General features: G+C 68.9%; 21 protein-coding genes and 1 pseudogene. 4 read left to right on the top strand and 18 right to left on the bottom strand.

Going from position 1 to position 22,530, the window contains the following annotated elements; translation table 11 throughout:
• Positions 1-54 precede the first annotated feature (54 nt).
• Positions 55-1,428: an NtaA/DmoA family FMN-dependent monooxygenase gene (locus ACGG9C_RS13930; RefSeq protein ID WP_194384106.1), complete on the bottom strand. Its 1,374-nt coding sequence runs from the start codon at positions 1,426-1,428 to the stop codon at positions 55-57.
• A 68-nt stretch (positions 1,429-1,496) separates the two neighbouring features.
• On the opposite strand from ACGG9C_RS13930, the gene ACGG9C_RS13925 reads away from it, so the two are divergent.
• On the top strand, positions 1,497-2,042 hold the full coding sequence (locus tag ACGG9C_RS13925; protein ID WP_194384107.1) for a helix-turn-helix domain-containing protein: 546 nt from the start codon (positions 1,497-1,499) through the stop codon (positions 2,040-2,042).
• Positions 2,043-2,091: 49 nt separating this feature from the next.
• A complete protein-coding gene (add, locus tag ACGG9C_RS13920) occupies positions 2,092-3,129 on the top strand; it encodes an adenosine deaminase (RefSeq protein ID WP_194384108.1) in 1,038 nt (345 codons plus the stop codon).
• A gap of 76 nt (positions 3,130-3,205) precedes the next feature.
• Here the strand turns inward: add and rplI are convergent, their stop codons facing one another.
• Genes rplI through rpsF form a run of 4 tightly spaced genes read right to left on the bottom strand, consistent with a single transcriptional unit; the run spans position 3,206 to position 4,857 of the window.
• Entirely contained in the window at positions 3,206-3,658 is a 453-nt protein-coding gene (rplI, locus tag ACGG9C_RS13915) for a 50S ribosomal protein L9 (protein ID WP_194384109.1), read from the bottom strand.
• A gap of 10 nt (positions 3,659-3,668) precedes the next feature.
• Complete coding sequence (gene rpsR, locus ACGG9C_RS13910; protein WP_071044191.1) at positions 3,669-3,923, bottom strand: 30S ribosomal protein S18; 255 nt, start codon at positions 3,921-3,923, stop codon at positions 3,669-3,671.
• A gap of 44 nt (positions 3,924-3,967) precedes the next feature.
• Entirely contained in the window at positions 3,968-4,471 is a 504-nt protein-coding gene (locus tag ACGG9C_RS13905; protein ID WP_194384110.1) for a single-stranded DNA-binding protein, read from the bottom strand.
• A gap of 5 nt (positions 4,472-4,476) precedes the next feature.
• Positions 4,477-4,857: a 30S ribosomal protein S6 gene (gene rpsF, locus ACGG9C_RS13900; RefSeq protein WP_071044193.1), complete on the bottom strand. Its 381-nt coding sequence runs from the start codon at positions 4,855-4,857 to the stop codon at positions 4,477-4,479.
• Positions 4,858-5,104: 247 nt separating this feature from the next.
• Between rpsF and ACGG9C_RS13895 the strand changes: the two are divergent.
• Positions 5,105-5,731 (top strand): annotated as a pseudogene (locus ACGG9C_RS13895) (hypothetical protein); the annotation flags it as partial.
• Here the strand turns inward: ACGG9C_RS13895 and ACGG9C_RS13890 are convergent.
• The 11 genes from ACGG9C_RS13890 to ACGG9C_RS13840 all read right to left on the bottom strand — a co-directional run bounded on the left by ACGG9C_RS13890 (position 5,708) and on the right by ACGG9C_RS13840 (position 18,215).
• On the bottom strand, positions 5,708-6,880 hold the full coding sequence (locus ACGG9C_RS13890; RefSeq protein WP_194384111.1) for a mechanosensitive ion channel family protein: 1,173 nt from the start codon (positions 6,878-6,880) through the stop codon (positions 5,708-5,710). The pseudogene ACGG9C_RS13895 and the gene ACGG9C_RS13890 overlap by 24 nt on opposite strands.
• Positions 6,881-6,965: 85 nt before the next feature.
• On the bottom strand, positions 6,966-7,601 hold the full coding sequence (locus tag ACGG9C_RS13885) for a TMEM175 family protein (RefSeq protein ID WP_390178736.1): 636 nt from the start codon (positions 7,599-7,601) through the stop codon (positions 6,966-6,968).
• A gap of 25 nt (positions 7,602-7,626) precedes the next feature.
• Positions 7,627-9,003 (bottom strand): sulfatase, encoded by a 1,377-nt coding sequence (locus ACGG9C_RS13880; RefSeq protein ID WP_237673313.1) that lies wholly within the window; start codon positions 9,001-9,003, stop codon positions 7,627-7,629.
• A gap of 17 nt (positions 9,004-9,020) precedes the next feature.
• Positions 9,021-10,538 (bottom strand): sulfatase-like hydrolase/transferase, encoded by a 1,518-nt coding sequence (locus tag ACGG9C_RS13875; RefSeq protein ID WP_194384113.1) that lies wholly within the window; start codon positions 10,536-10,538, stop codon positions 9,021-9,023.
• Positions 10,539-10,545: 7 nt separating this feature from the next.
• Positions 10,546-11,565, bottom strand: a complete 1,020-nt coding sequence (locus ACGG9C_RS13870) for an aliphatic sulfonate ABC transporter substrate-binding protein (protein ID WP_071044198.1) — start codon at positions 11,563-11,565, stop codon at positions 10,546-10,548.
• A 20-nt stretch (positions 11,566-11,585) separates the two neighbouring features.
• Positions 11,586-12,404 (bottom strand): ABC transporter ATP-binding protein, encoded by an 819-nt coding sequence (locus ACGG9C_RS13865; RefSeq protein WP_143003678.1) that lies wholly within the window; start codon positions 12,402-12,404, stop codon positions 11,586-11,588.
• Positions 12,401-13,258, bottom strand: a complete 858-nt coding sequence (locus ACGG9C_RS13860) for an ABC transporter permease (RefSeq protein WP_083336468.1) — start codon at positions 13,256-13,258, stop codon at positions 12,401-12,403. The genes ACGG9C_RS13865 and ACGG9C_RS13860 overlap by 4 nt, the downstream gene beginning before the upstream one ends.
• A 46-nt stretch (positions 13,259-13,304) precedes the next feature.
• The gene (locus ACGG9C_RS13855) at positions 13,305-14,537 is read right to left on the bottom strand and encodes an ROK family transcriptional regulator (protein ID WP_194384114.1); all 1,233 of its coding nucleotides are present in this window, start codon (positions 14,535-14,537) and stop codon (positions 13,305-13,307) included.
• Between the two features lie 88 nt (positions 14,538-14,625).
• Positions 14,626-15,027 (bottom strand): DUF779 domain-containing protein, encoded by a 402-nt coding sequence (locus ACGG9C_RS13850; protein ID WP_194384115.1) that lies wholly within the window; start codon positions 15,025-15,027, stop codon positions 14,626-14,628.
• 233 nt (positions 15,028-15,260) lie between these two features.
• Positions 15,261-16,811: an aldehyde dehydrogenase family protein gene (locus ACGG9C_RS13845; RefSeq protein WP_071044202.1), complete on the bottom strand. Its 1,551-nt coding sequence runs from the start codon at positions 16,809-16,811 to the stop codon at positions 15,261-15,263.
• A 90-nt stretch (positions 16,812-16,901) separates the two neighbouring features.
• Entirely contained in the window at positions 16,902-18,215 is a 1,314-nt protein-coding gene (locus tag ACGG9C_RS13840; RefSeq protein ID WP_194384116.1) for a GAF domain-containing protein, read from the bottom strand.
• A 133-nt stretch (positions 18,216-18,348) separates the two neighbouring features.
• On the opposite strand from ACGG9C_RS13840, the gene ACGG9C_RS13835 reads away from it, so the two are divergent.
• A complete protein-coding gene (locus tag ACGG9C_RS13835; protein ID WP_194384117.1) occupies positions 18,349-19,392 on the top strand; it encodes an NAD(P)-dependent alcohol dehydrogenase in 1,044 nt (347 codons plus the stop codon).
• 125 nt (positions 19,393-19,517) lie between these two features.
• Here ACGG9C_RS13835 and ACGG9C_RS13830 read toward each other — a convergent pair whose 3' ends face one another.
• Positions 19,518-20,945 carry a CCA tRNA nucleotidyltransferase gene (locus tag ACGG9C_RS13830; protein WP_071044205.1) on the bottom strand — a complete coding sequence of 476 codons (1,428 nt, stop codon included), beginning with the start codon at positions 20,943-20,945 and terminating at the stop codon, positions 19,518-19,520.
• A gap of 35 nt (positions 20,946-20,980) precedes the next feature.
• On the bottom strand, positions 20,981-22,498 hold the full coding sequence (locus ACGG9C_RS13825; RefSeq protein ID WP_071044206.1) for a methyltransferase: 1,518 nt from the start codon (positions 22,496-22,498) through the stop codon (positions 20,981-20,983).
• Positions 22,499-22,530: the final 32 nt, after the last annotated feature.

The following is a 22,530-nucleotide window of genomic DNA, read 5'->3' as shown; positions in this document are numbered from 1 at the left end:
GCGCGTGAACCCATCCGGTGGGTGTCGGGCCGTTCGCTCCGACACCCACCGGATTCAGGCCTGCGCGGGCACCGAGCGGTACGCGGCGCCCGGGTGGGATTCGGGCAGGCGCGGCCCCGTCCCCACGATCCGTTCCCGCATGGTGCCCGAGCGGGGCACCTCCGGCACCATCCCGCGTTGACGCAGCAGCGGCACCACCTGATCGATCACGTCGCGGTAGGTCGCGATGCCGCCGTAGGTGTACTCGATGAGGAATCCGTCGATGTCGGTGCGGTCGACGATCTCCTGCAACTGATCGGCCACGCTCTGCGCGGTTCCGGTCACCCGCATACCGCCGATCGACGTCGTGATCTGCTGCAGGATCTCCCGAACGGTCGGGCTCTCGTCTCCGCGCTGGAACAGTCCCAGCATCGACTTGCCCACCTCGGTGCTGACCTCGGCGAGCGTCGCGTCGAGGGGGAAGCTCATGAGATCGACACCGCTCCACCCCATGAACAATGCGGCGGCGGCCTCCATCGAGGGTGTCGCGTCGAGTTCCGCGCGCAGCCGCTGGGCTTCCTCCTCCGTCTCACCGACGATGATCGAGACGGCATCGATGACCTTGATGTCCTGCGGGCGGCGTCCATTGGCCACGGCGCGCTCGCGCAGGTCGGCGACCACCCGGGCGGCCACGTCGAGGTCGCGATCCTGGATGAACACGCACTCCGCGAATCGGCCGGCGAAGGCGCGTCCCGCCGACGACGTACCCGCCTGCAGCAGCAGCGGCGTCCGTTGCGGACTGGGGATCGCCGGGAAGTACCCGTCGTACCGGAAGTACTCGCCCTCGTGACGGATGCGGTGCACCTTCTCGGGGTCGGCATACGTCCGGGTCGCCTTGTCGTAGACGACCGCGTCGTCCTCCCACGCACCCTCCCACAGCTTCAGGTTGAGCTCGACGAACTCGGTCGCGCGACGGTAGCGCTCATCGTGCGGGGTGATGCCGTGCAGGCCCAGCAGACGCGTGAGGGCGACCTGGTTGTCGCTCGTGACGATGTTCCAGGCGATGCGTCCCGCGGTGAGGTGATCGAGCGAGGTGTAGGTCCGCGCGTTCAGGTAGGGCTGCTGCGCGGTCGTCGAGGCGGTGACGACGAAACCGAGGCGGTCGACGGTGGCGGCGAGGCCGCTGACGAGGGTCATCGGATCGTGAACGGGCACCTGCACCGCCTCGCGCACGACGACCTCGGGAATGTCGTCACCGCTCATCGGGTAACCGAGGGCTTCGGCGAGGAACAGGAAGTCGAACCCTCCCGCCTCCAGCTCGCGGGCCATGTGCTGCCAGTAGGGAAGCGTGGCGAAGTCGCGGGTGTCGCTCTTCGGGTGGTGCCACGCGTTGCTGATGAAGTTGGGCGTGAACTCCTCGAACGCACCGAGGATGATCTGCTTGGTCACGTGCACCGTCCTGTCGCGGGTGATAACTTGTAGGAATCACGAGCACGATAACTCAGAGGAATCACGCGATGCAAGCATCCTCGCCCACCCCGGACCTTCCCGCGGCGATCGGCGAAGCCATCCGCGCCGGCCGTACGGCACGCGGCGAATCGATGCGCGCTCTCGCAGCGCGCGCGGGCATCTCCCAGCCGATGCTGTCCAAGCTCGAGAACGGTCAGATCCTGCCGAGCCTCACGACCGTCTACGCCCTGGCAGCCGCGTTGGAGATCCCCGCGTCGCGGATGCTGCCCCCGGTCGCCTCACTCGATCAGACCCTCGACTTCGGCGTCGGCGACGCCTCGGCGCACTCCCGGGCGCGGCTCATCTCGGGCGGGGCGGACGCGCAGTTCCACGTCTATCGGGTGACCGGCCGTGTCGGAGACGACGATGGCGGATTCTTCCGCCACGCCGGTCCGGAGTTCGTCCAGGTGCTCATCGGCGTCGTCGAGCTGCAGCGCCCCGAACACCCTCCCGTGACCCTTGCGGCTGGGGAGTACCTGACGTACGACAGCGAGATTCCGCACCGCTGGGCGACCGTGCAGAACGCGGAGTTCCTGCTCGTCTCCCCCACCTGACCACGCGGCCGACCCCAGCAGCCGCCCCGACCCCGGAAAGCGACCCCTCATGCTCGACGACAACGACTTCCTGCGCCTGCTTCCCAAGGCCGAACTGCACTGCCATTTCGTCGCCACGATGCGCGTCGAGACGCTGATGGAACTCGCCGACGCCCACGACGTGCCGCTTCGGACCACCGACATGGACGACCTGCTGCGGTACCGCGGGCTGCCCGACTTCCTCGACGTGTTCCACGCCGCGCAGCAGGTCCTCCGCACGACGGAATCCATCTCACGGGTCGCCTACGAGAGCGTCGTGGATGCGGTGCGCGCGGGCAATCTGCGGTACCGGGAGTACTTCGTCAATCCCGACAACTTCGCCGAACTCGACATCCCCTACCCCGACCTCATCGAAGCCCTGGTCTCCGGCTTCGAGCGCGCCGAACGGGAGTACGGTGTGGGCTTCGGGATCATCTGCGCCATCAACCGCTCCCTGCCGGCACAGACCGCGGTCGAGATGGTCCAGACGATGCTCGCGCACCCGCACCCGGCCGTGCTCGGCATCGGTCAGGACTACCTGACACCCGAGCTCACCGAAGACCCGCTCCGCTTTCGCGCCGCCTACGCGTTGGCCGAAGCGAACGGGCTGCGTCGCAGCGCACACGTCGGAGAGACCATGACGGCTCCGGCATCCCACGTGCATGAGGCGATCGAGCACCTCCACGTCGACCGCGTCGATCACGGCTACCGCGTCGTCGACGATCCGGACACCCTCGACTACGCCCGCGCGTCCGGTGTGGCCTTCACGTGCACCCCGCACTCCACCCGGATGCTCTCGCAGTGGGACTTCGACGAGAATCACCGCATCGCGCAGATGATTCGTTCGGGGCTGGTGGTCACCCTCGCGACCGACGACACCACGCTGTTCCACACCGACATCGCTCGGGAGTACACCGTGGCGCTGCCCGCGATGGGCGTCGACGTCGACGGGGCCGTCCGCATCGCTCGCGCGGGATTCGAAGCGGCCTGGTGCGACGACACCCGACGGCAACGCCTGCTCGCCGACTTCGACGCCGCCGTGCTCGCGCTCACCGGAACGCGCGGCTGACGCCATCCCGGAGTCCGCACACGCGAATGCCGCGGTTCGTGATGAACCGCGGCATTCGCGTGTGCGCTGTGGCGCGTTACTTGGCGGCGACCACCTGGAGAGCGATCACGGCGGTCAGGTCGTCACGCAGACGAACCGTGGCCTCGTGCTCGCCGACCGACTTGATCGGCGACGTGATGTGAATCTTGCGCTTGTCGAGCTCGCCGAGACCGGCGTCCTTCACGGCGTTGGCCACGTCGGTGGTCTTCACCGAACCGAACAGGCGGCCCTCAGCGCCGGCCTTGACCGACAGCTTGACGGTGGCGGCCTCGAGGGCCGTCTTCAGCGCCACGGCCTCTTCGTGGTCGTGGATCGCGCGGGCGTCACGAGCAGCGCGGATCGACGCGACCTGCTTCTCGCCACCGCGGCTCCATGCCACTGCGAAACCCTGGGGAATGAGGTAGTTGCGGGCGTACCCGTTCTTGACCTCGACAACGTCACCGGCGCTACCCAGCCCGGAGACCTCGCTCGTGAGAATCAGCTTTGCCATCGGATGCTCCTTAGCGGCCAGCGCCGGCGTAAGGCAGGAGCGCCATTTCGCGCGCGTTCTTGATCGCCTTGGCGATCAGACGCTGCTCCTGCACCGAGACACCGGTGATACGACGGGCACGGATCTTGCCGCGCTCGGAGATGAACTTGCGAAGCGTGGCGACGTCCTTGTAATCGATGACGCCCACGCGGATCGACTTCGCGGGAGCGGCGTTCTTCGCGCCCTTCCGCGTCTTGCGGCGGTCGCCGCTCGACTTTCCAGCCATGGTTTTCCTTTACGTGTGAATCTGAGTCAGGTTGCGGTACTCGATCAGAACGGCGTGTCGTCGCCGTACGAGGTACCGGGAGCGCTCCATGCGTCGGCGCCGCCCTGGTTCGACCCGGGGGTCGACCACGGCTCATCCGACACCTGCGGACGGGACTGTCCGCCGCCGCCTCCGCCGCCGCCACCCTGCGTGCGGGTGACCTGGGCGGTCGCGTAGCGCAGCGACGGGCCGATCTCATCGACCTCGAGCTCGATCGCGGTGCGGTTGTTGCCCTCGCGGTCCTGGTAGGACCGCTGGCGCAGACGACCCTGGGCGATGACGCGCATGCCCTTGGTCATCGAACCGGCCACGTGCTCGGCGAAGTCGCGCCAGCAGGACGCGCGGAGGAACAGCGCTTCGCCGTCCTTCCACTCGTTCGCCTGGCGGTCGAAGGTGCGCGGCGTCGACGCGATCGTGAAGTTCGCGACGGGAAGTCCGTTCTGCGTGTAGCGCAGCTCCGGGTCGGCGGTCAGGTTGCCGACGACGGTGATGACGGTCTCACCGGCCATAAGCCTTACGCGTCCTTCTTGGCCTTCGCGGGAGCAGCGGCCTTGCGGGCCGCCTTCTCCTCGGAGCGCTTCTGCTCGGCGGCGACCAGAGCGATCGCCTCCTCAGCGCGCAGGACCTTGGTGCGCATGATGCGCTCGTCGAGCTTCAGCTGACGATCGAGCTCCTGAGTGGCCTCGCTCGACGCGGTGAAGTTGACCACGGCGTAGATGCCCTCGGTCTTCTTCTGGATCTCGTAGGCCAGACGGCGGCGGCCCCAGATGTCGACGTTGTCGATCGAGCCACCATCGTTCGTGATGACCTTCAGGAACTTGTCGAGGTTCGGGGCGACCTGGCGCTCGTCGACCTCGGGGTCCAGAATCACCATGAGTTCGTACTGGTGCGTCACTTACCCACCTCCTTCGGACTAGAACGGCTGACGGGCATTTCCCATCAGCAGGAGGGTGTGTTGCACGTCGTCACGGCGCGCGGCATGGTGCAACACGCGGACAACCCTCCTATGGTAGCCGATCGGGCTCCCCCGGCCGAATCCTTGCCGCGGTGCAGGTCTCACCGTGAGTAGCGTGGGCGCATGTCGTTCGACGCTCGCCCATCGTGTTCGCGGTGACGACGCTGGTCTTCCTCGGCACCTTCGGCAGCTCGATGTGCCGCTGCCCCACATCGTGCTCGATGCCACCAGCAACAACGGCCTGTTCGGCTCGAACCTGCCCTCCACCTTCGCCAGATCGCAGCGGCTGAGCCTGGAAGGGGACTTCGACCGGTACTTCTCGCTGTATTGTCCCGAGGCCTACGAGACCGACGCCCTCTACCTCTTCACGCCCGACATCATGGCGCGGTTCATCGACAATGCCGCCGCCCTCGATGTCGAGATCGTCGACGACTGGCTCTTCCTCTACACCAAGCGCGACGCGGTGACCCTCGACCCGGCCAGCTGGGCGTGGATGTTCGGTGCCGTGGCGGCGACGCTCGACAAACTCGCGCAGTGGGAGCGCTGGCGTGACGATCGCCTTCGCGCCGAGAGCCGTGCGGCCACGGCCGATGCGCCGGCGACCGTCGCCGCGGGCTTCGACGATCCCGCCGGCGGCGCGACCGCGACCGTGCCGTTCGACGCGCCGACGGGGATGCTGCGCCCTCCGCCCGGCGTCGCCGCACCCGGCCGCCGCCTCAGCCGGGGTGTGCGCTGGTGGACGATCGCGCTGGTCGGCGTCGTGCTCGGGTGGTGGGTGCTGACCGGGGTCCTACCCCTGCTGTTCGGTCGGTAGCGCCGCGCCGGGACGCGACGCGTCACGCGCATTGCGCTCCTCCGCGGAGACGCCGATCGGCTCGGGCGGCTCGTCCATCCGCACCCGCTGAAGCGGGAGAGCCCCGGGATTCTCGTGCCGCACCCACGCAGCGAGCTTCTCGCGCACGAGGCAGCGCAGCGACCACATCTTGTCGGAGTCGGCGGCGCTGACCATCACGCGCACCTGCAGGAGCCCGCCGACCGCGTCGGTGACGACCACGCCGCTGCCGACTCCGTCCCACAGGTCGGTCTCGGCGAGCACGCGATCGAGCTCCGCGCGCATCCCGTCGACGTCGACCCGCCAGTCGAGGTCGAAGTAGACCGTGCCGAGCAGGGCCTTGCCGAGCTTGGTCCAGTTCTCGAACGGGGTCGTGGTGAAGTAGGTGCACGGCAGCACGAGGGTGCGCTGATCCCACACCTCGAGCACGACGTAGCTGAGGGTGATCTCGCGGATCTTGCCCCACTCGCCCTGCACGACGACGACGTCGCCCACGCGGATGGCCTCGCTGAAGGCGAGCTGCACCCCGGCGAACAGGTTGCCGAGGATCGACTGCGCGGCAAGACCGGCGACGATCGAGGCGACGCCGGCCGACGCGAGAACGCTCGCTCCCACCGCACGCACTTCGTCGAAGGTCATGAGAATGGCGCCCAGCGCGAAGATCACGATCACCGCGACGACGAGCCGGCGGATGATCTGCAGCTGCGTGCGCGCCTTCCGCGCCGAGAAGCTGTCGCTCTCGGTGAGCTTGTAGCGCTTGGTGCCGCTGTCGACGAAGAAGAGGAAGACCTGCGCCAGCAGCCAGGCGGCGGAGGCGATCAACGCGATGGCGAGCGTGTGCTGCACCCCGCGCCGCAGGTCGTCCCCGGGGAGGGCGATACACGCGACGATGGCGGCGATGATCAGAAGCGTCGTGCGGAACGGCCACGCCAGACGAGCATGAAGATCAAGAGCCCACGGCATTCTCCTGCCGACGAGGGACAGGATGATCGCCACCACGATGGCGACACCGATAGCTATGCCGACCGCGATCGCCAGGGCCATACCGAACCCGGTCCAGGTGCGCCAGCCCTCTTCGAGGACCTCGGTCACGTTCTCGCCGAGGTTGCCGTCATCGGTGGTGAGGAACACACCACTCCCTTCCGTTGCCTGTCTGCCACGGTAGGCAGGCGGCCAGGGCGCTGACCAAATCGTCGCGCATACTCAGACCGATCACTCAGGCGTCGCCGATGCGGCGGACAAGGAACGCGCTGATCGGCTGGGTGAGGAAGAGCAGGAACAGGGCGGAGTAGCCGATCACCGGCACCACGAGCGCGACGGCGAGCGCCACGAGGAAGAGCGCCGTAATCACCCAACCCGTCACGAGACCGCGGCGCAGGTCGTCCTTCGACTCCGAGTGCAGCATCGGATGCCGCGCCAGATACACCCGGGTCAGGTTCAGCACGATGGAGGTCACCGCGAGAGACCCGATGTAGATGGTCTCCTGGAGCGGATCGTCGTCGAAGGCCGTCGTTATCGCCGTCGCCACCGGCAGCCAGACGATCGTGAACATCCACGCCACCGACAGCCAGAGCAGCGACGAGTCGACGCTGTCCACGCGCTTGAACAGCCGGTGATGCGTGATCCAGAAGTTCGCGATCAGCACGAAGCTCAGCGCGAAGGTGACCAGAGCCGACCACTCCTCACGCAGCCACGTCTCCACGGAGCCGGATCCCGCGCCGGCATCGCTGACGCTCTCCATGAGCGGCAGGATGAGGAGGGTCATGGCGATGGCCACGACCGCATCGGTGAACGCCTTCAGCCGCTCCGCCGTCGGAAGTCCGACCGGTTCCCGTGTGCCCGCCCTGCCCACACGGTAGCGCCCCGTCAGCCGATCGTCACAGCGAAGGCTCGGACGGATGGGGGACATCCGCAACGGCGCGCTGCCCGTGACGCAACCGGCTCCTCATCTCGACAAAGACCTCTGCGTAAGCCTGATCGTGGGCGACGTTGCGAAGCTCCTGTGGGTCTTCGGCGAGGTCGAACAGCTCCCACTCCCCGGGGTAGGTGAACGGTCCGGTTCCCGCGAGGCCGAGCCCGTCGTTGTAGTAGTAGACGATCTTGTAGCGCTCCGTTCGGTATCCGTAGTGCGCGGGGGCGCGGTGGAACACGTCGTCGTGTTCCCAGTACCGGTAGTAGAACCCGTCGGGCCGGTCGGAGGTCGACGCCATCCGCTCGAGGAAGCTGCGTCCCTGCATCCGCTCGGGCGCCGCCACGCCGGCGGCGTCCAGAAGGGTCTGCGCGACATCGACGTTCGTGACGATGCCGTCGTACGATCCCGCCGCCAGGCGCGCGGGATAGCTCAGGATCATCGGCATGCGAATCGACTCCTCGTACATGAGGCGCTTGTCGAACCAACCGTGATCACCGAGAAAGAATCCCTGGTCGGATGCGTACATCATCACGGTGTCGTCGAACGCGCCGCGCGCGCGCAGCCAGTCGGTCACGCGACCGACGTTCTCATCCACCGCCGCGACGCAGCGGAGGTAATCCTCCATGTAGCGCTGGTACTTCCAGAGCGCCTCCTCCTCGTAGGTCATCCCGACCGGCGGATCGACCTTCAGGTCTTCGGCGTTGAGATGCTCGGCTATCCGCATTGCTGCGCGGCGGGCCGACGACGTGCGGGTGCTGTAGTCGTCGTCCCACGTCGCCGGGACCGGGATGGGGTCGCTGTAGAGCTCAGCGTGGCGCGGCGCAGGCTGCCATGGCCGATGAGGTGCCTTGTGCCAGATGAGCACGCACCACGGTGCGTCGCCCTCGAGCGACTCCAGCCACCCCAGCGCGAGATCGGTGATGACGTCGGTCGCATACCCGGGCTCGATCCGCAGTCCGTCCTCGCTGAGGAACCGCGGGTCGTGGTACTCGCCCTGCTCGATGAGCACATCCCAGTAGTCGAAGCCCTGCGGATCGTGACCCTCCCCGTCGCCCATGTGCCACTTGCCGACCATGGCGGTGCGGTAGCCCGCGGCCTTGAGCGTCGACACGAAGGTCGGCTGGCCCGCGTCGATCGGCGTCACCAGCGTCGTCACCCCGTTGACGTGGCTGTAGGTGCCCGTGAGGATGGACGCTCGACTCGGCGAGCACAGCGAGTTCGTCGCGAAGCAGTTGTCGAACCGGACGCCGTGGTCGGCCAACTCGTCGATGCGCGGGGTGCGGTTGACCACCGATCCGTACGCGCCGATCGCGTGTGCTGCGTGGTCGTCAGTGAGGATCACGCAGATGTTGGGGCGCGTCACGAGACGGGGGCCCCCGCCGACGGCGCCTGGTACGTCGTCTCATCCAGACCGGACTGAGTGGGATCGTAGTCGACTTCTCCGACGTCGTACATGGTCGTCATCCAGTGGTAGAAGTTGTCGCCCCGCTCGCGCAGCGCGACATAGAGCCGCCGCATCATGCGCCCGCGCACCTCCGCCATCTCCGGATGCGCGTACACGTTGATCAACTCGTCGGGGTCGACCTGCAGGTCGTAGAGCTCATTGACCGAGTCGGGGTTCACGACGAGCTTGTAGCGGCGCTCGCGCAGCATGCGCTGCGGATAGGGGAAGTGGTGTCCGTGGAACTCGCACACGATCTCCTCGGGCCACTCCGGGCTCTCGCCGTGCACCAGCGGGAGCAGACTGCGCGAGTCCACCGCGGGCGACGGATCGATGCCGGCGATGTCGAGGATCGTCGCCGTCGCATCGACGAGCGAGACGAACTCCCCGCGCACCTGACCCGCGGGCGCCCCCGGCACGCGCACGATTCCCGGCGTGCGGTAGATGTCCTCGTACATCGCCGGACCCTTGTCGTGCAGGCGGTGCGCACCCGTGAACTCGCCGTGGTCGCACGTGAAGAACACGGCTGTGTCGTCGACGAGCCCGAGCCGGCGCAGCGCATCCATCACCCGCCCGATCTGCTGATCGATGAGGGCGACGTATCCCCAGTAGACCGCGATCAGCTTGCGGGTGACCTCGATGGGCATGGTGTCGAAGGTCCAGTGGGCGCTGTAGTTGCGCTGCACCGGGGGCTTTCCCTCGAACGTCTCGATCACGGACTTGGGCAGCTCGACGTCGGCGGGATCGAACATGTCGAAGAACTCGTCGGGCACGATGTAGGGCAGGTGCGGGCCGAAGAAGCTCAGCTCGAGGAAGAACGGCGTGCCGTCGCGATCGACGTCGGCCGCATAGCGTTCGAGCAGCTCGATCGTGCGCGTCGCGAGGTAGTACTCGAACGTCGCCTCCACCGGCTGGTGGAGCCGGGCAGCCAGCAGGTTGCCCGGCCCACCGTTGGGCAGCGTGCCGCGGATGCGGTCGCTGATCGCGTAGGGCGGAAGGTTCCGCTCACGCAGGAAGCCGAGATAGTCCTCGTTGTCGACCGGATTGTGCCACCCGGGAAGATCCGGACCGTCGAACCCGAAGTCCGCGGCGTTCTTCTCCGTGCCGGCGTGCCACTTGCCGACGAGACCGGTGTTGTACCCCTTCTCGCGCAGCGCCTCCACGAACGTGAACGTTCCCGGGGTGATGTCCTCGAGATATCCCACGTTGCGCTCGTGGTTGGCGAGCACGCGGTGACGGAACGGCGCCTGCCCGGTGAGCAGGCTCGCCCGCGCGGGGGTGCAGATGGCGGTGGGTGTGTACCAGCTGTCGAATCGCGTGCCGGTCGCGGCGAGCTCATCGAGCACCGGCGTCGCCGCGAGGGCGTTGCCGTACGAGCCGAGGGTGTCGGCCCGATGCTGGTCGGTCATCAGGAAGAGGATGTTTCTCGGCGCCATGTTCGTCTTACTCGCCCGCCTCGACGAACATCTCACCCGTGTAGAACTCCGCCGGCTCGACCGGTTCGCTGAGCTTGCCCGACTCCACGAAGTAGTCGACCATGCCGTTCAGCCACGAGTCGACCGTGCCGTCGAGGGTGAGCGAGTCGAGCTCCTCGAGCGAGAGCACCTTGTTGTTGGATGCGTCCGCCGCGACGTCCTCTTCGGCGAGCGCGTTGTAGGCCGCGGTCAGCGCGATGGCCTCTTCGGGGTTCTCGTAGCGGAAGACCATCGCATCCCGCAGCGCCTGCAGCACCCGCTCCACCTTCTCGGGCTCGTTCTCCAGCACGTCGTTCCCCGCGACGAACGCCGTCGGGAAGGCCACGGTGTCTTCGAAGTCGGAGTTCTCGGCGAGCTCGACAAGATCGGGCACCTGCTCCTTCACGGTCGCGAGCGCGGGGTACCACAGGCCCGCCGCATCCACCTGACCCGACGACAGCGCCGCGACGATCGCCGACGGCTCCATCGGCACGAGCTCCACGTCGTCCTTGGTCATGCCCGCCTCGGCGAGCGCGAGCGTGAGGATCATGTCGCCCGAGGTGCCCTCCGGCACCGCGACGGTCTTGCCGGCGAGCTCCTCGATGCTGTCGATGCCGGGCTGGGCGACCACGCGGTCGGACTGGCCCAGGGTGTTCATCGCGATGATCTTCGCCTCGCCGCTGGCCGGCAGCCAGAACGCGCCCGGGCCGATGTAGCCGAAGTCCAAGTCGCCGGTGCCGAGTGCCTGGATCTGCAGGGGACCGTTGGTGAACGACGGTGTCTCGACCTCGAGTCCGTGATCCTCCCAGTAGCCCTGATCGTCGGCGATGGCCAGCAGGCTGGTGCCGTTGAAGTCGGGGATGTAGCCGAAGTTGACGCTGATGACCTCTTCTTCGGCCCCCGCCTGCTCAGAGCCGGCGGTCGTGGAACCCGAGGCGCATCCGCCCAGTGCCAGAGCAGCGGTCACGCCGAGGGCCACGGTGCCCGCGAGTGTCGTGTGCTTTCTCATTGCTGTGATCTCCTTGATCGTCAGGCCGACCGGGTCGCGGTCGACGAGGTCCCGGACTCACCGGGGGTCTGGTGGTAGACGGCGTGCCACACGCGGTTGCGCAGCTCGGCGAACTCCGGGCTCAGGCGCGCCTCTTCGGTTCGCGGATAGGGAAGGTCGACGTCGACGACGTCGAACAGGCGTCCGGGTCGCGCCGCCATGACGATGACGCGGTTGGCGAGGAAGACGGCCTCGTCGACGTCGTGCGTGATGAACATGACCGTGCGCTTCTCCTTGCTCCACGTGTCGAGGAGCTGCTCCTGAAGGCGCACCCGGGTGAGCGCGTCGAGCGCGCCGAACGGCTCATCCATCAGCAGGATCGACGGGTTCACCGCATAGGCGCGGGCGATGGCGCAGCGCTGCTTCATGCCCCCGGAGAGCATCTTCGGCAGCGCGTCCGCGAACTGCTGCAGGCCGACCATCTCGATGAAGTGCTCGGCCCGCTCGCGGCGCTCCCGCTTCGGAACGCCCGCGACCTTCAGGCCGAACTCGACGTTCTTGCGCACGCTCAGCCACGGGAAGAGCGCGTACTGCTGGAAGATCACCCCGCGTTCAGGCCCGGGTCCTGACACCGAGCGCCCATCGACCAGGGCCTCACCGCCGCTCGGCTCCTCGAGCCCGGCGAGGATGTTCATGAGAGTCGACTTGCCGCATCCGGACGGTCCGACGACCGTGACGAACTCGTTGTCGGCGATGTCGAGACTGACCCGGTCGAGGGCGACGAAGTCCTCGCCCTTGAGCGGGAAGGTCTTGCTGACCTCCCTCACGGAGATCTTGGCGGTCGTGGTTGCCGTGCTCATCGTCGCTCCTGCCATCCGGTCAGCTTCGTCTCGGCGAACAGGAGCAGACGGTCCATCACCAAGCCGAGGATTCCGATCACGACGATGCCGACGAAGATCGTCGCCAGGTCGTAGTAGATCTGCGCCTCCTGCATGCGGCGGCCGAGACCGGCCTGCGCCGCGAGCAGTTCGGCCGCGACCAGCGTCGCCCAGGCGGATCCGAGCCCGACGCGCATCCCGACGAGGATGAACGGGGTCGAGGCGGGCACGACGACGCGGGCGAAGATCGTGCCGTCCTTGGCGCCCAGCACGCGGGCGGCGTTGATGAGCGTGCGGTCGACGCTCACGACGCCCTGGTACGTGGAGATCACGCACGCGAGGTACGCGGCGAGGAAGATCACCACGATCTTGGGGATCTCGCCGATTCCGAGCAGCACCAGCACGAGGGGCAGCAGCGCGAGCGGCGGGATCGTGCGGAAGAACTGGATCCACGGCTCGAACAGTCCGCGAGCGACCGTGTACCAGCCCATGAGGAAACCGACGGGGATCGCGACCGCCGATCCGAGCAGGAACCCGCTGAGCACGCGGCCGAGGCTCGCGAGGATGTCCTCCTGGAGGATGCCCGCACTCCACAGCTGCGCGGCGCGCTCGACGACCTCGGGCGGGGTGGGCAGCTGGAATCCCGAGAGGGCCAGAACCCACCAGATGCCGATCCCGCCGACGATCGAGATCGCGTTGAGGATGATCAGCTTCGTTCGCTTGCCGAGGCGCCGACGCTGCGGGCGGCCCGCTCCGGTGGGCACCGCGAGCGCGGTGGTGGCGTTGCCGCCGGAGGCGACGGCGCGGTCGGCGGCCTGCTCCTGCGCATCGGTCATCTTCATCGCCTCCATCGGGAGCCTCGGTCTGGTCGGGGAGAAGGGGTCACGGTGCGCTCCTTTGCTGTGACACAGGGGATGAGTGGCCCGACGGCTCGGGATAGCCGGCGAGAAGCGGGGACTGGTGGAAGATCGCGGCGATCGCACCGAGCGCTCCATCGGTGTCGCGAAGCTGCCCGGGTCGCACGATGTGAGGCTGGTCGGTGGGGATCGAGTACACCTCGTAGCGCAGGGTGGCCGCCGCCTGCTCGATGATCACGGGGGCGGCGTGGACGATCTCGCCACCGATGACCACCTCCCGCGGATTGAGGGTCATCGCGACACCGCCGAGCACGTGCCCGATGGTCGTGCCCACCTGGCGCACCACGCGGTCGACGACGGGGTCGCCCTTGGCGACGGCGCGGCCCAGCGCCTCGATGCTGTCGACGTCGGCTCCCGCGTCGCGGCACGCACGCAGGATGGCGGACGCGGACGCGACCGTCTCGAGGCATCCCCGCTTGCCGCACCGGCACGGGATGCCCTGCGGGTCGGCGGTGATGTGGCCGATCTCGCCGGCGAAGCCGCGTGATCCGGTGACCAGCCTTCCCGCGACGACCAGCCCGCCGCCGACGCCGTCGGACAGGCGCAGGTACACGAGATTGTCCACGGCGTCGGGGCCGGCGATCGCCTCGGCGAGGGCGGCTAGGCGCGTGTTGTTGTCGACGACGACGGGCGCCCCGAACCTCGTCGAGAAGGCGACGTCGACCCCGACGGGTGCCGGCAGCTTCTTCCAGCTGACAGCCGGGACCTCGCCGTTGGTATTCGTGTACGGCCCGGGCACACCGATGCCGATGCCCTGCAGCGCGCCGAAGTGCACCCCGGTCTCGTCGCTCATGCGCTGGATGAGGGCGAAGGCGCGCTCGATCCGCTCCTCCCAGGGCGTGTCCTCGGGGTACCGGTCGACGGCCTGCGCGATCACGTCGTGCGACGCATCGGCGGCTGCCACGTGCACCCGGCGGTGGCCGAAGTCGACGCCGAGGAATTGACCGGAGGCGGGGTCAAGGGCGAGGCGCTCCGCCGGTCGCCCGCTGCCGGACCGCGTCGCCGCGTCGGTGTCGGCGACGACGATCGCGCCGCGACGCAGGAGTTCGGAACCGATCTCCGACAACGTCGTGCGCGACAGGCCCGTGCGCCGCGCAAGCTCGTTGCGGCTGAGCGCACCGTGGGTGCGGAGCGCGCTGAGAACGCGCTCCTCGTGGGTGCGTCGCACCAGGGCGTGGACACCGGTCGCCGTCGACATGAGAGCAACCGTGTCAGCGCCGAATTTTTCCGTCAACACTCCGACAGAAAAACTTGGTCATTCGGTCGACAGCCGACCGAACAGAGGGTCACACGGCGGCGGCCGGCCCCAATCCGAAGTGGGTGAGCTCGGCGTCGTCGAGCATCCGCGACCGGATGATGAACCGCTTGCCCGTCGGGCCCTCCACGCTGAAGCCGGCGCCACGGCCGGGCACCACGTCGATCGTGATGTGCGTGTACTTCCAGTACTCGAACTGCGCCTCCGAGATGTAGACCTCGATGGGGTCGTCCAGGCCGACCTCGAGCGAGCCGAGATGCACGTCCGACGGGCCGGTCAGGAACATCCCGACGGGGTAGCACATGGGTGCGCTGCCGTCGCAGCATCCACCCGACTGGTGGAACATCAGCGGGCCGTGGGTGGTCGTGAGCTCGCGCAGCAACCCGGCGGCCTCATCCGTCACCGCGACCCGGCTGTACGTCGTGTCATCCATCGGTGCGTCCTCTCGTGCGTTTCGTCTCGCCTCCGGCTCGCTCAACGACCGGGGGGAGCCGGGCTCGGTCAACGACCGGAAGGTGCCGCCGGGCTCGGTCCACGGCCGTCGGTGGCCGGGTGTTGGGGATGGGTGCGCCCTAACTCAGGGCCAGGGGGCTGGACGGGGCCGGAAGCGGCCCGCACCGCCCGCTCAGCCTGAGTCAGGGCACACCCGGGGGTGGCGAGGGTGGCTCAGAAGAAGCCCATCGCGCCTTCGGCGTACGACACGAGCAGGTTCTTCGTCTGCTGATAGTGGTCGAGCATCTTCAGGTGGTTCTCGCGGCCGATCCCCGACTGCTTGTAGCCGCCGAAGGCGGCGTGGGCGGGGTACTGGTGATAGGTGTTCGTCCAGACGCGTCCGGCCTCGATGGCGCGGCCGGCCTTGTAGGCGATGTCACCCGAACGGCTCCACACCCCGGCACCGAGCCCGTAGAGGGTGTCGTTGGCGATCGAGATCGCGTCGTCGAAGTCGTCGAAGGACGTGACCGAGACGACCGGTCCGAAGATCTCCTCCTGGAAGATCCGCATGTCGTTGGTGCCCTCGAACACGGTCGGCGCCACGTAGTAGCCCTCGCTGAGGTCGCCGCCGAGGTCCACCCGCTCGCCGCCGGTGAGCAGCTTCGCACCGCCGGCCTTGCCGATGTCGATGTAGCTGAGGATCTTCTCCAGCTGATCGTTCGACGCCTGGGCGCCGATCATCGTGTCTGGGTCGAGCGGATTGCCCTGCTTGATCTTGCCGACCCGCTCCAGGCTGTCACCGAGGAACCGGTCGTAGATCGATCGCTGGATGAGCCCGCGCGACGGGCACGTGCACACCTCGCCCTGGTTCAGCGCGAACATCGTGAAGCCCTCGAGCGCCTTGTCGTAGTAGGCGTCGTCGGTCTCGCGCGCGACGTCCTCGAAGAAGACGTTCGCCGACTTCCCCCCGAGCTCGAGGGTCACCGGGATGAGGTTCTGCGAGGCGTACTGCATGATGAGGCGCCCGGTGGTGGTCTCGCCCGTGAACGCGACCTTGCGGATGCGCTTGTGCTGCGCGAGGGGGGCACCGGCTTCGATGCCGAACCCGTTGACGATGTTCACGACGCCCGCCGGCAGCAGGTCGCCGATGATCTCGAACAGGAAGAGGATGCTCGCCGGGGTCTGCTCGGCGGGCTTCAGCACGACGCAGTTGCCGGCGGCGAGCGCCGGGGCGAGCTTCCACGTCGCCATGAGGATCGGGAAGTTCCACGGGATGATCTGCCCGACCACGCCGAGCGGCTCATGGAAGTGATACGCCACGGTGTCATCGTCGAGCTGGCTGAGCGATCCCTCCTGAGCGCGCAGCACACCGGCGAAGTAGCGGAAGTGGTCGACAGCGAGCGGGATGTCGGCGGCGAGCGTCTCGCGCACCGGCTTGCCGTTCTCCCACGTCTCGGCGACGGCGATCTTCTCGAGGTTCTCTTCGATGCGGTCGGCGATCTTGTTGAGGATGACGGCCCGGTCGGCGGGCGTGGTGCGCTTCCAGGATTCGAACGCCTTCCACGCCACCTCGACGGCCCGGTCGACGTCTTCGACGGTGCCCCGTCCGACCTCGCAGAACGGCTTGCCCGTGACCGGCGAGATGTTCTCGAAGTACTGCCCCTTGACCGGCTCGACGAACTCCCCGCCGATGTAGTGGCCGTAGCGTGCGCGATAGTCGGCGAGCGCTCCCCGCTGGCCCGGAGCCGCGTAGACGCTCGAGACGCCTTCTTCAACGATGGTCATAGTCCTGTCTCCTTCGACTGGCTGCGCGACGAACACTGTCGCGCGATGCCGTCGACGCTAGGCGGCGCTACGTTGCATCCGGTTGCACCCTCAGGGAGCGAGGCGATCCAGACGCGCGACGAGGCCGGCGCGTTTGGGAGAGCGGGCCGGCAGGAGCTCCAGGCACAGCCGCAGCACCTCCGCGTCATCGGCGGCCTCGTCGGTGTCGGCGTAGGCGAGCAGCACATCCACGCTCGCGTCTTCGATGAGCGCCTCACGCAGCGCCGCACTCACCGACGCCCGCACCTGCTCGACTCCGGGTGCCACGGAGTCCGGCAGCACCGCGCCGGCGTAGGCGGCGAGCGCGACGCGGTGGGCCCCGCGGTCGAGAAGGGAGACGACGTGCTGCGCGTCGGTGTCGAGGTCGACGGTGAGTCGATAGGGGCGGGATGCCGGCACCAGCGCCGGGGCGACGGACTCGAGCACTCTGCGCAGCCGCACCATCTCGGGGCGCAGCGACTCGGTCGCGCCGTCGCCGTAGACGAGCTCGCCGAGCCTCTCGGCGGACAGCCCCGCACGGTGGGTGGCGAGCATCAGGAGGATCTCGGCGTGACGGGCGCTCAGCTGGACGGATGCGGTCGGGTCGCTCGCGCCGCCGGTCTCGAGCACCGCGCGGTCCCGGCCGAGCACCCGGAGCGTCGCGCGCACGGGGGCGCGGCGGCTCGCCCGGCGCTTCGGGGCCTCGGCGCGCCGGCGCAGGCGCGCCACGAGCAGCTCGCTCTCGATGGCGCGGGCGGCGGCGTCCACGAGGAGCTGCGCCTGCGGCGTCACGGCCTCGGCGCCACCGGTCACGTCGATCACGCCGAGCAGACGGCGCGTCTCGGGGTCGTGCAACGGCGCGGCCGTGCACGACCACGGCTGCACGAGCCGGTTGTAATGCTCGGCACCATGGATCTGCACCGACCGGTCCAGCCGCAGGGCGGTGCCGGGAGCGGCGGTGCCCACCGCATCCTCAGCCCAGTTCGCGCCCTCGACGAAGCCCATGTCGCCGGTGCGGCGACGGATGTCGAGGTCGCCCTCCACCCACAGCAGTCGGCCCGATGCGTCTCCCACGGCGACGACGACACCGGACTCGCTCGCCTCGCCGGGCAGCAGGAGTCCGCGGATCATGTCCATCACGGTCGCGAGCGGATGCGCGCGGCGATACTCCTCGAGCTCTTCGCGGGACAGCGCCATCGGCGGGAGTCCCTCGGCGCCGACGAGACTCGCCAGCGAACGCTCCCACGAGTCCCGCACGAGCGGTCGCACATCGGCGAGGCGTGTGTCACCCCGGTTGCCGGCGACGAGTTCTTCATGGGCGCGCTCGATGAGCAGACGGGATGTCTCCGGCGAGACCCCGCGCTGACGCGACCACGCAGAAGTCATCCTGCTCCGATCGGCGATGAGGGAGCGTAGGGCCAGTGTAGGTCGCATGACGGCGCCGGTCATCCCCCTGGTGCGCCGATTCCGGCGGTGTCAGGCTGAAACCGTCCCTCGACCCCGAGCATGAGGAGGACCCATGAAAGCTGTGCAATATCGCGAGATCGGAAAAGGACCGGAAGTCGTCGACATCGACACGCCCGAGCCCGGCCCCGGGCAGATCCGACTGCGCGTGACCGCCGCCGGTCTGTGCCACTCGGACTGGTTCGTGATGGACCTTCCCGAGGACCAGTACACCTACGGCCTGCCCCTCACCCTCGGTCACGAGGGCGTGGGCGTCGTCGACATGCTCGGCGACGGTGTCGAGGGGATCGAGGTCGGGGGGTCGTACGCGATCTACGGACCGTGGGGGTGCGGCCAGTGCCACGCGTGCTCCCAGGGTGCGGAGAACTACTGCCCGCACGCGGCCGAGATGGGCATCGCTCCTCCCGGCCTCGGCGCTCCCGGCGCCATGGCCGAATACGTCATCGTCGACGACAAGCGGCACCTGACCCCGCTCGGCGACCTCGACCCGGTCGAGACGGTCTCGCTGACGGATGCAGGGCTCACGCCCTATCACGCGATCAAGGCCGCCGAGCACAAGCTCCGCCCCGGCTCGACGGCGGTGGTGATCGGCGTGGGCGGCCTCGGCCACGTCGGTGTGCAGATCATCCGCGCCATCAGCGGCGCCAACGTGATCGCGCTCGACGTCAGCGACGAGAAACTCGAACTCGCCAAGGAGGTCGGTGCGCACCACACGGTGATCTCGGACGAGAACGCCGCGGAGCGCGTGCGGGAGCTCACCGGCGGGCTGGGCGCGTCGGCCGTGTTCGACTTCGTGGGCGCGCAGCCGACGCTCGACCTCGCCCGCGACGTCGTCGCGACCGACGGCTACATCCACATCGTCGGCATCGGCGGGGGCACCCTTGCGACGGGCTTCTTCTCGACGCCGATGGGCGCCGCCGTCCGCGCTCCGTATTGGGGCACGCGATCGGAGCTGAAGGAGGTGCTCGAACTCGCGCGCACCGGCGCGGTCGGCGTGCACGTCGAGCGCTTCGGCATCGACGACGCCGTCGAGGCGTACGCGAAGCTGCACGAGGGCACCGTCCGCGGTCGCGCCGTCGTCGTGCCGAACGGCTCCTGACGCCCGCCTTTCGTCTCGGTCGCTCCGCTCCCTCGCGGGGCGACCGGGAGGAGGCGTCCCACCCCGGTCGCACCCCCGGTCGCCCGCCGGTCGTCGAGCGAGCGCAGCGAGACGAAACGCAGCCGTCAGGCGCGCGCGTCCCACCAGGCGCGCAGGCGCCGTTCGGCCTCGTCCGCGCCGAGAACGCCCTCGTCGAGGCGCAGGTCGAGCAGGAACCGGTAGGCGGCGCCCACGTCGCGTCCCGGCGGAATGCCGAGGATGCGCTGAATGTCGTTGCCGTCGAGGTCCGGCCGGATCGCGTCGAGCTGCTCCTGCTCCCGCAGGGCCGCGATCCGCGACTCGATGTCGTCGTAGGCGCTGCGCAGCCGGTTCGCCTTCCGCTTGTTCCGCGTCGTGACATCCGCCCGCGTCAGGATGTGCAGCCGCTCCAGCTGATCGCCCGCATCACGCACGTAGCGGCGCACGGCGGAGTCGGTCCATGCCCCCTCGGCATAGCCGAAGAACCGCAGATGCAGCTCGATGAGCAGGCACACCGCATCCGTCGTCGCCGCGTCGAAGCGCAGCGCGCGCAGGCGCTTGCGGGCAAGCCTCGCACCCTTGACGTCGTGATGATGGAAGGTCACCCCGCCGCCGGGTTCGAGCCGGCGCGTGGCCGGCTTGCCGATGTCGTGCAGCAGGGCCGCGAGGCGCAGCGCGACGTCGGGGACCGCATCCGGGCGCCGCGTCTTCTCGAGCGCGATCGCCTGGTTCACCACCGTGAGCGAGTGCTCGTAGACGTCTTTGTGGTGATGGTGCTCATCCACCTCGAGCCGCAGCGCGGGCACCTCGGGGAGGAATTCGCCCATGAGCCCGGTGTCGACGAGAAGGCGGATGCCGCGCACCGGGTCGTCGGTTGCGAGCAGCCGCACGACCTCGCCCTGAACGCGCTCGGGGCTGACGATGCTCAGCGTCTCGCGCAGGGCGGTGATCGCCTCCGTGGTGGCGGGGTCGACCTCGAACTCGAGTTGCGAGGCGAAGCGCGCGGCGCGCAGCATGCGCAGCGGATCGTCGCCGAAGCTCACCCGCGGGTCGATCGGGGTGCGCAGACGCCCGGCGACGAGATCCTCGACGCCACCGGTCGGGTCGATCAGGGTGCGCTCGGGAACGCGCATGGCCATGGCGTTCACGGTGAAGTCGCGACGCACGAGGTCGCCCTCGAGGCTGTCGCCGAAAGCGACGACGGGCTTGCGGGTGGTGCCGTCGTAGCTGTCGGCACGGTAGGTGGTCACCTCGACCTGCTCGCCGCCGACGCGCGCACCGATTGTGCCGAACTCACGCCCGACGTCCCACTGCGCCGTGCTGATCGGCGTGACGATCTTCAGGATCTCGTCCGGATGCGCGTCGGTGGTGAAGTCCAGGTCGTGAACCGGGCGATCGAGCAGCGCGTCGCGAACCGGACCCCCGACGATCGCCAGCTCGCGGCCCGCTTTCGCGAAGGCGTCGGCGAGCGTCGCGACGATCGGGGATTCGGCGAGCGCGCCGAGGCGCACGACACCCTCGGCCATGTTCAGCATGGGCTCGAGCCTACCGATCCGACTCGCGGGCCCGATCAGTCGACGACGGTGAGGAGCCCGGCGAGCACCAGCTCGCGCACCCGGGGGAGGAGATCATCGCGCAGGCTGTGCGCATCCACCTCCATGAGATGGGCGATCGCATCGATGAGCACCCCGACCGCGAGGTCGCCGTCGCACGCACCGACGAGGGCGGCAAGGCCCGGATCGACCTCGATCACGCGCGCGTATCCGCCGCCCTGACGCAGTTCGATCACGCTCGGATCCTCGGCCCCGGGCCGATGATGACGGGCCTCGGACACATCGGATGCGCTGCGCAGCACCCGGCTGCCGAGGGCTTCGTCATCGAGCTCGGCGATGCGGTCGTGACCCGCGAGGCAGGCAGCGATGTGCCCGCCCAGGCCACCGCCGCCGGGCGCCGTACCGATGCGCTCGTAACGCGACAGCGTCGGCACCTCGGCACGGCGCAGAAGCACGGATCCGAAGCCGATCGCCGTCACCCCGCGCCGCTCGAAGTCGTCGAGCCACGCGGCGAGGAGCTCCCCGAAGCGATCGCTGGTCGGCACCGTTCCACCGTCGCGGATCCACAGCTCGGCGTATGCGAGGGGGTCGAGCTGTTCGCGCTCGACGACCCACGCATCCAGCGGCACCGGCGACGCCTCGACCCACGCGCGCATCCGCTCGAGCCCGTCGACGCCGTCGCGCGTCTCCCAGTTGCCCAGGAACTGTGCGACGCCGCCGGGCGCGAGCACGTCGCCGACTCCGGCGACGACCGCCTCGACGAGGGCGTCGCCGACGAGACCGCCGTCGCGGTAGTCGTAGGAGGGAACCCCCGCCGCGCGAGGCGTGATGACGAACGGCGGGTTCGACACGATCCGGTCGAACCGCTCGCCGACGACGGGCTCGAAGAGGCTGCCGACCCGTGTCTCGATGCCGTCGCAGCCGTTCAGCAGCGCGTTCAGGCGGGTGAAGCGCACCGCGCGTTCGGACACGTCGGTGGCCACGACGCCGTCCGCGAAGCGACGGGCACGCAGCGCCTGGATGCCGCATCCGGTGCCGAGGTCGAACACCCGGCGGGCGGGGGTCGGCATCTGGATCGCCGCGAGCGTGAGCGACGCCCCGCCGACGCCGAGCACGTGATCCTCGGGGAGCGGACCGCCGAGCGCCATCTCGTCGAGGTCGCTCGCCACCCACCACTCACCCTCGCCGGCGTCGTCCTGGAAGGAATGAGGCCGGATGAGCGCCGCCGGCGAGACACGGCCGGCGGCGACGGACGCAAGGCCGAGGCGGCGCAGCCCGTCGACGCCGCACGTCGGCAGCGCAGCGGCGACGTCGGGGGCGGGCTGGGCCACGCCGAGCACGAGCAGGCGCCCCAGCACGGCGAGCGGGTCGGTGCGGGCTCCGAGCGCGCGGAGCGCGGGGGCCCTCAGCTCCCGGCCGGTCGCGTCGTCGGCGGTAGCGCCCCACGCTGCGCGCAGGTTCTCCGAGGCGAACCCGGCCCCGCGGAGGTCATCGGCGAGGGCGGCGCAGGTGGCGGCATCCGGTTCAGGCAGCACGCGCCCATTCAACCGCGTTGCGGCCGCGGGCG

This window comes from Microbacterium sp. MTN4-26 (assembly GCF_042846595.1).
In the GTDB taxonomy this organism is placed as follows: domain Bacteria; phylum Actinomycetota; class Actinomycetes; order Actinomycetales; family Microbacteriaceae; genus Microbacterium; species Microbacterium luteum.
The sequence above is the reverse complement of the archived record's forward strand: the minus strand, read 5'-3'. Positions and strand labels throughout refer to the sequence as shown.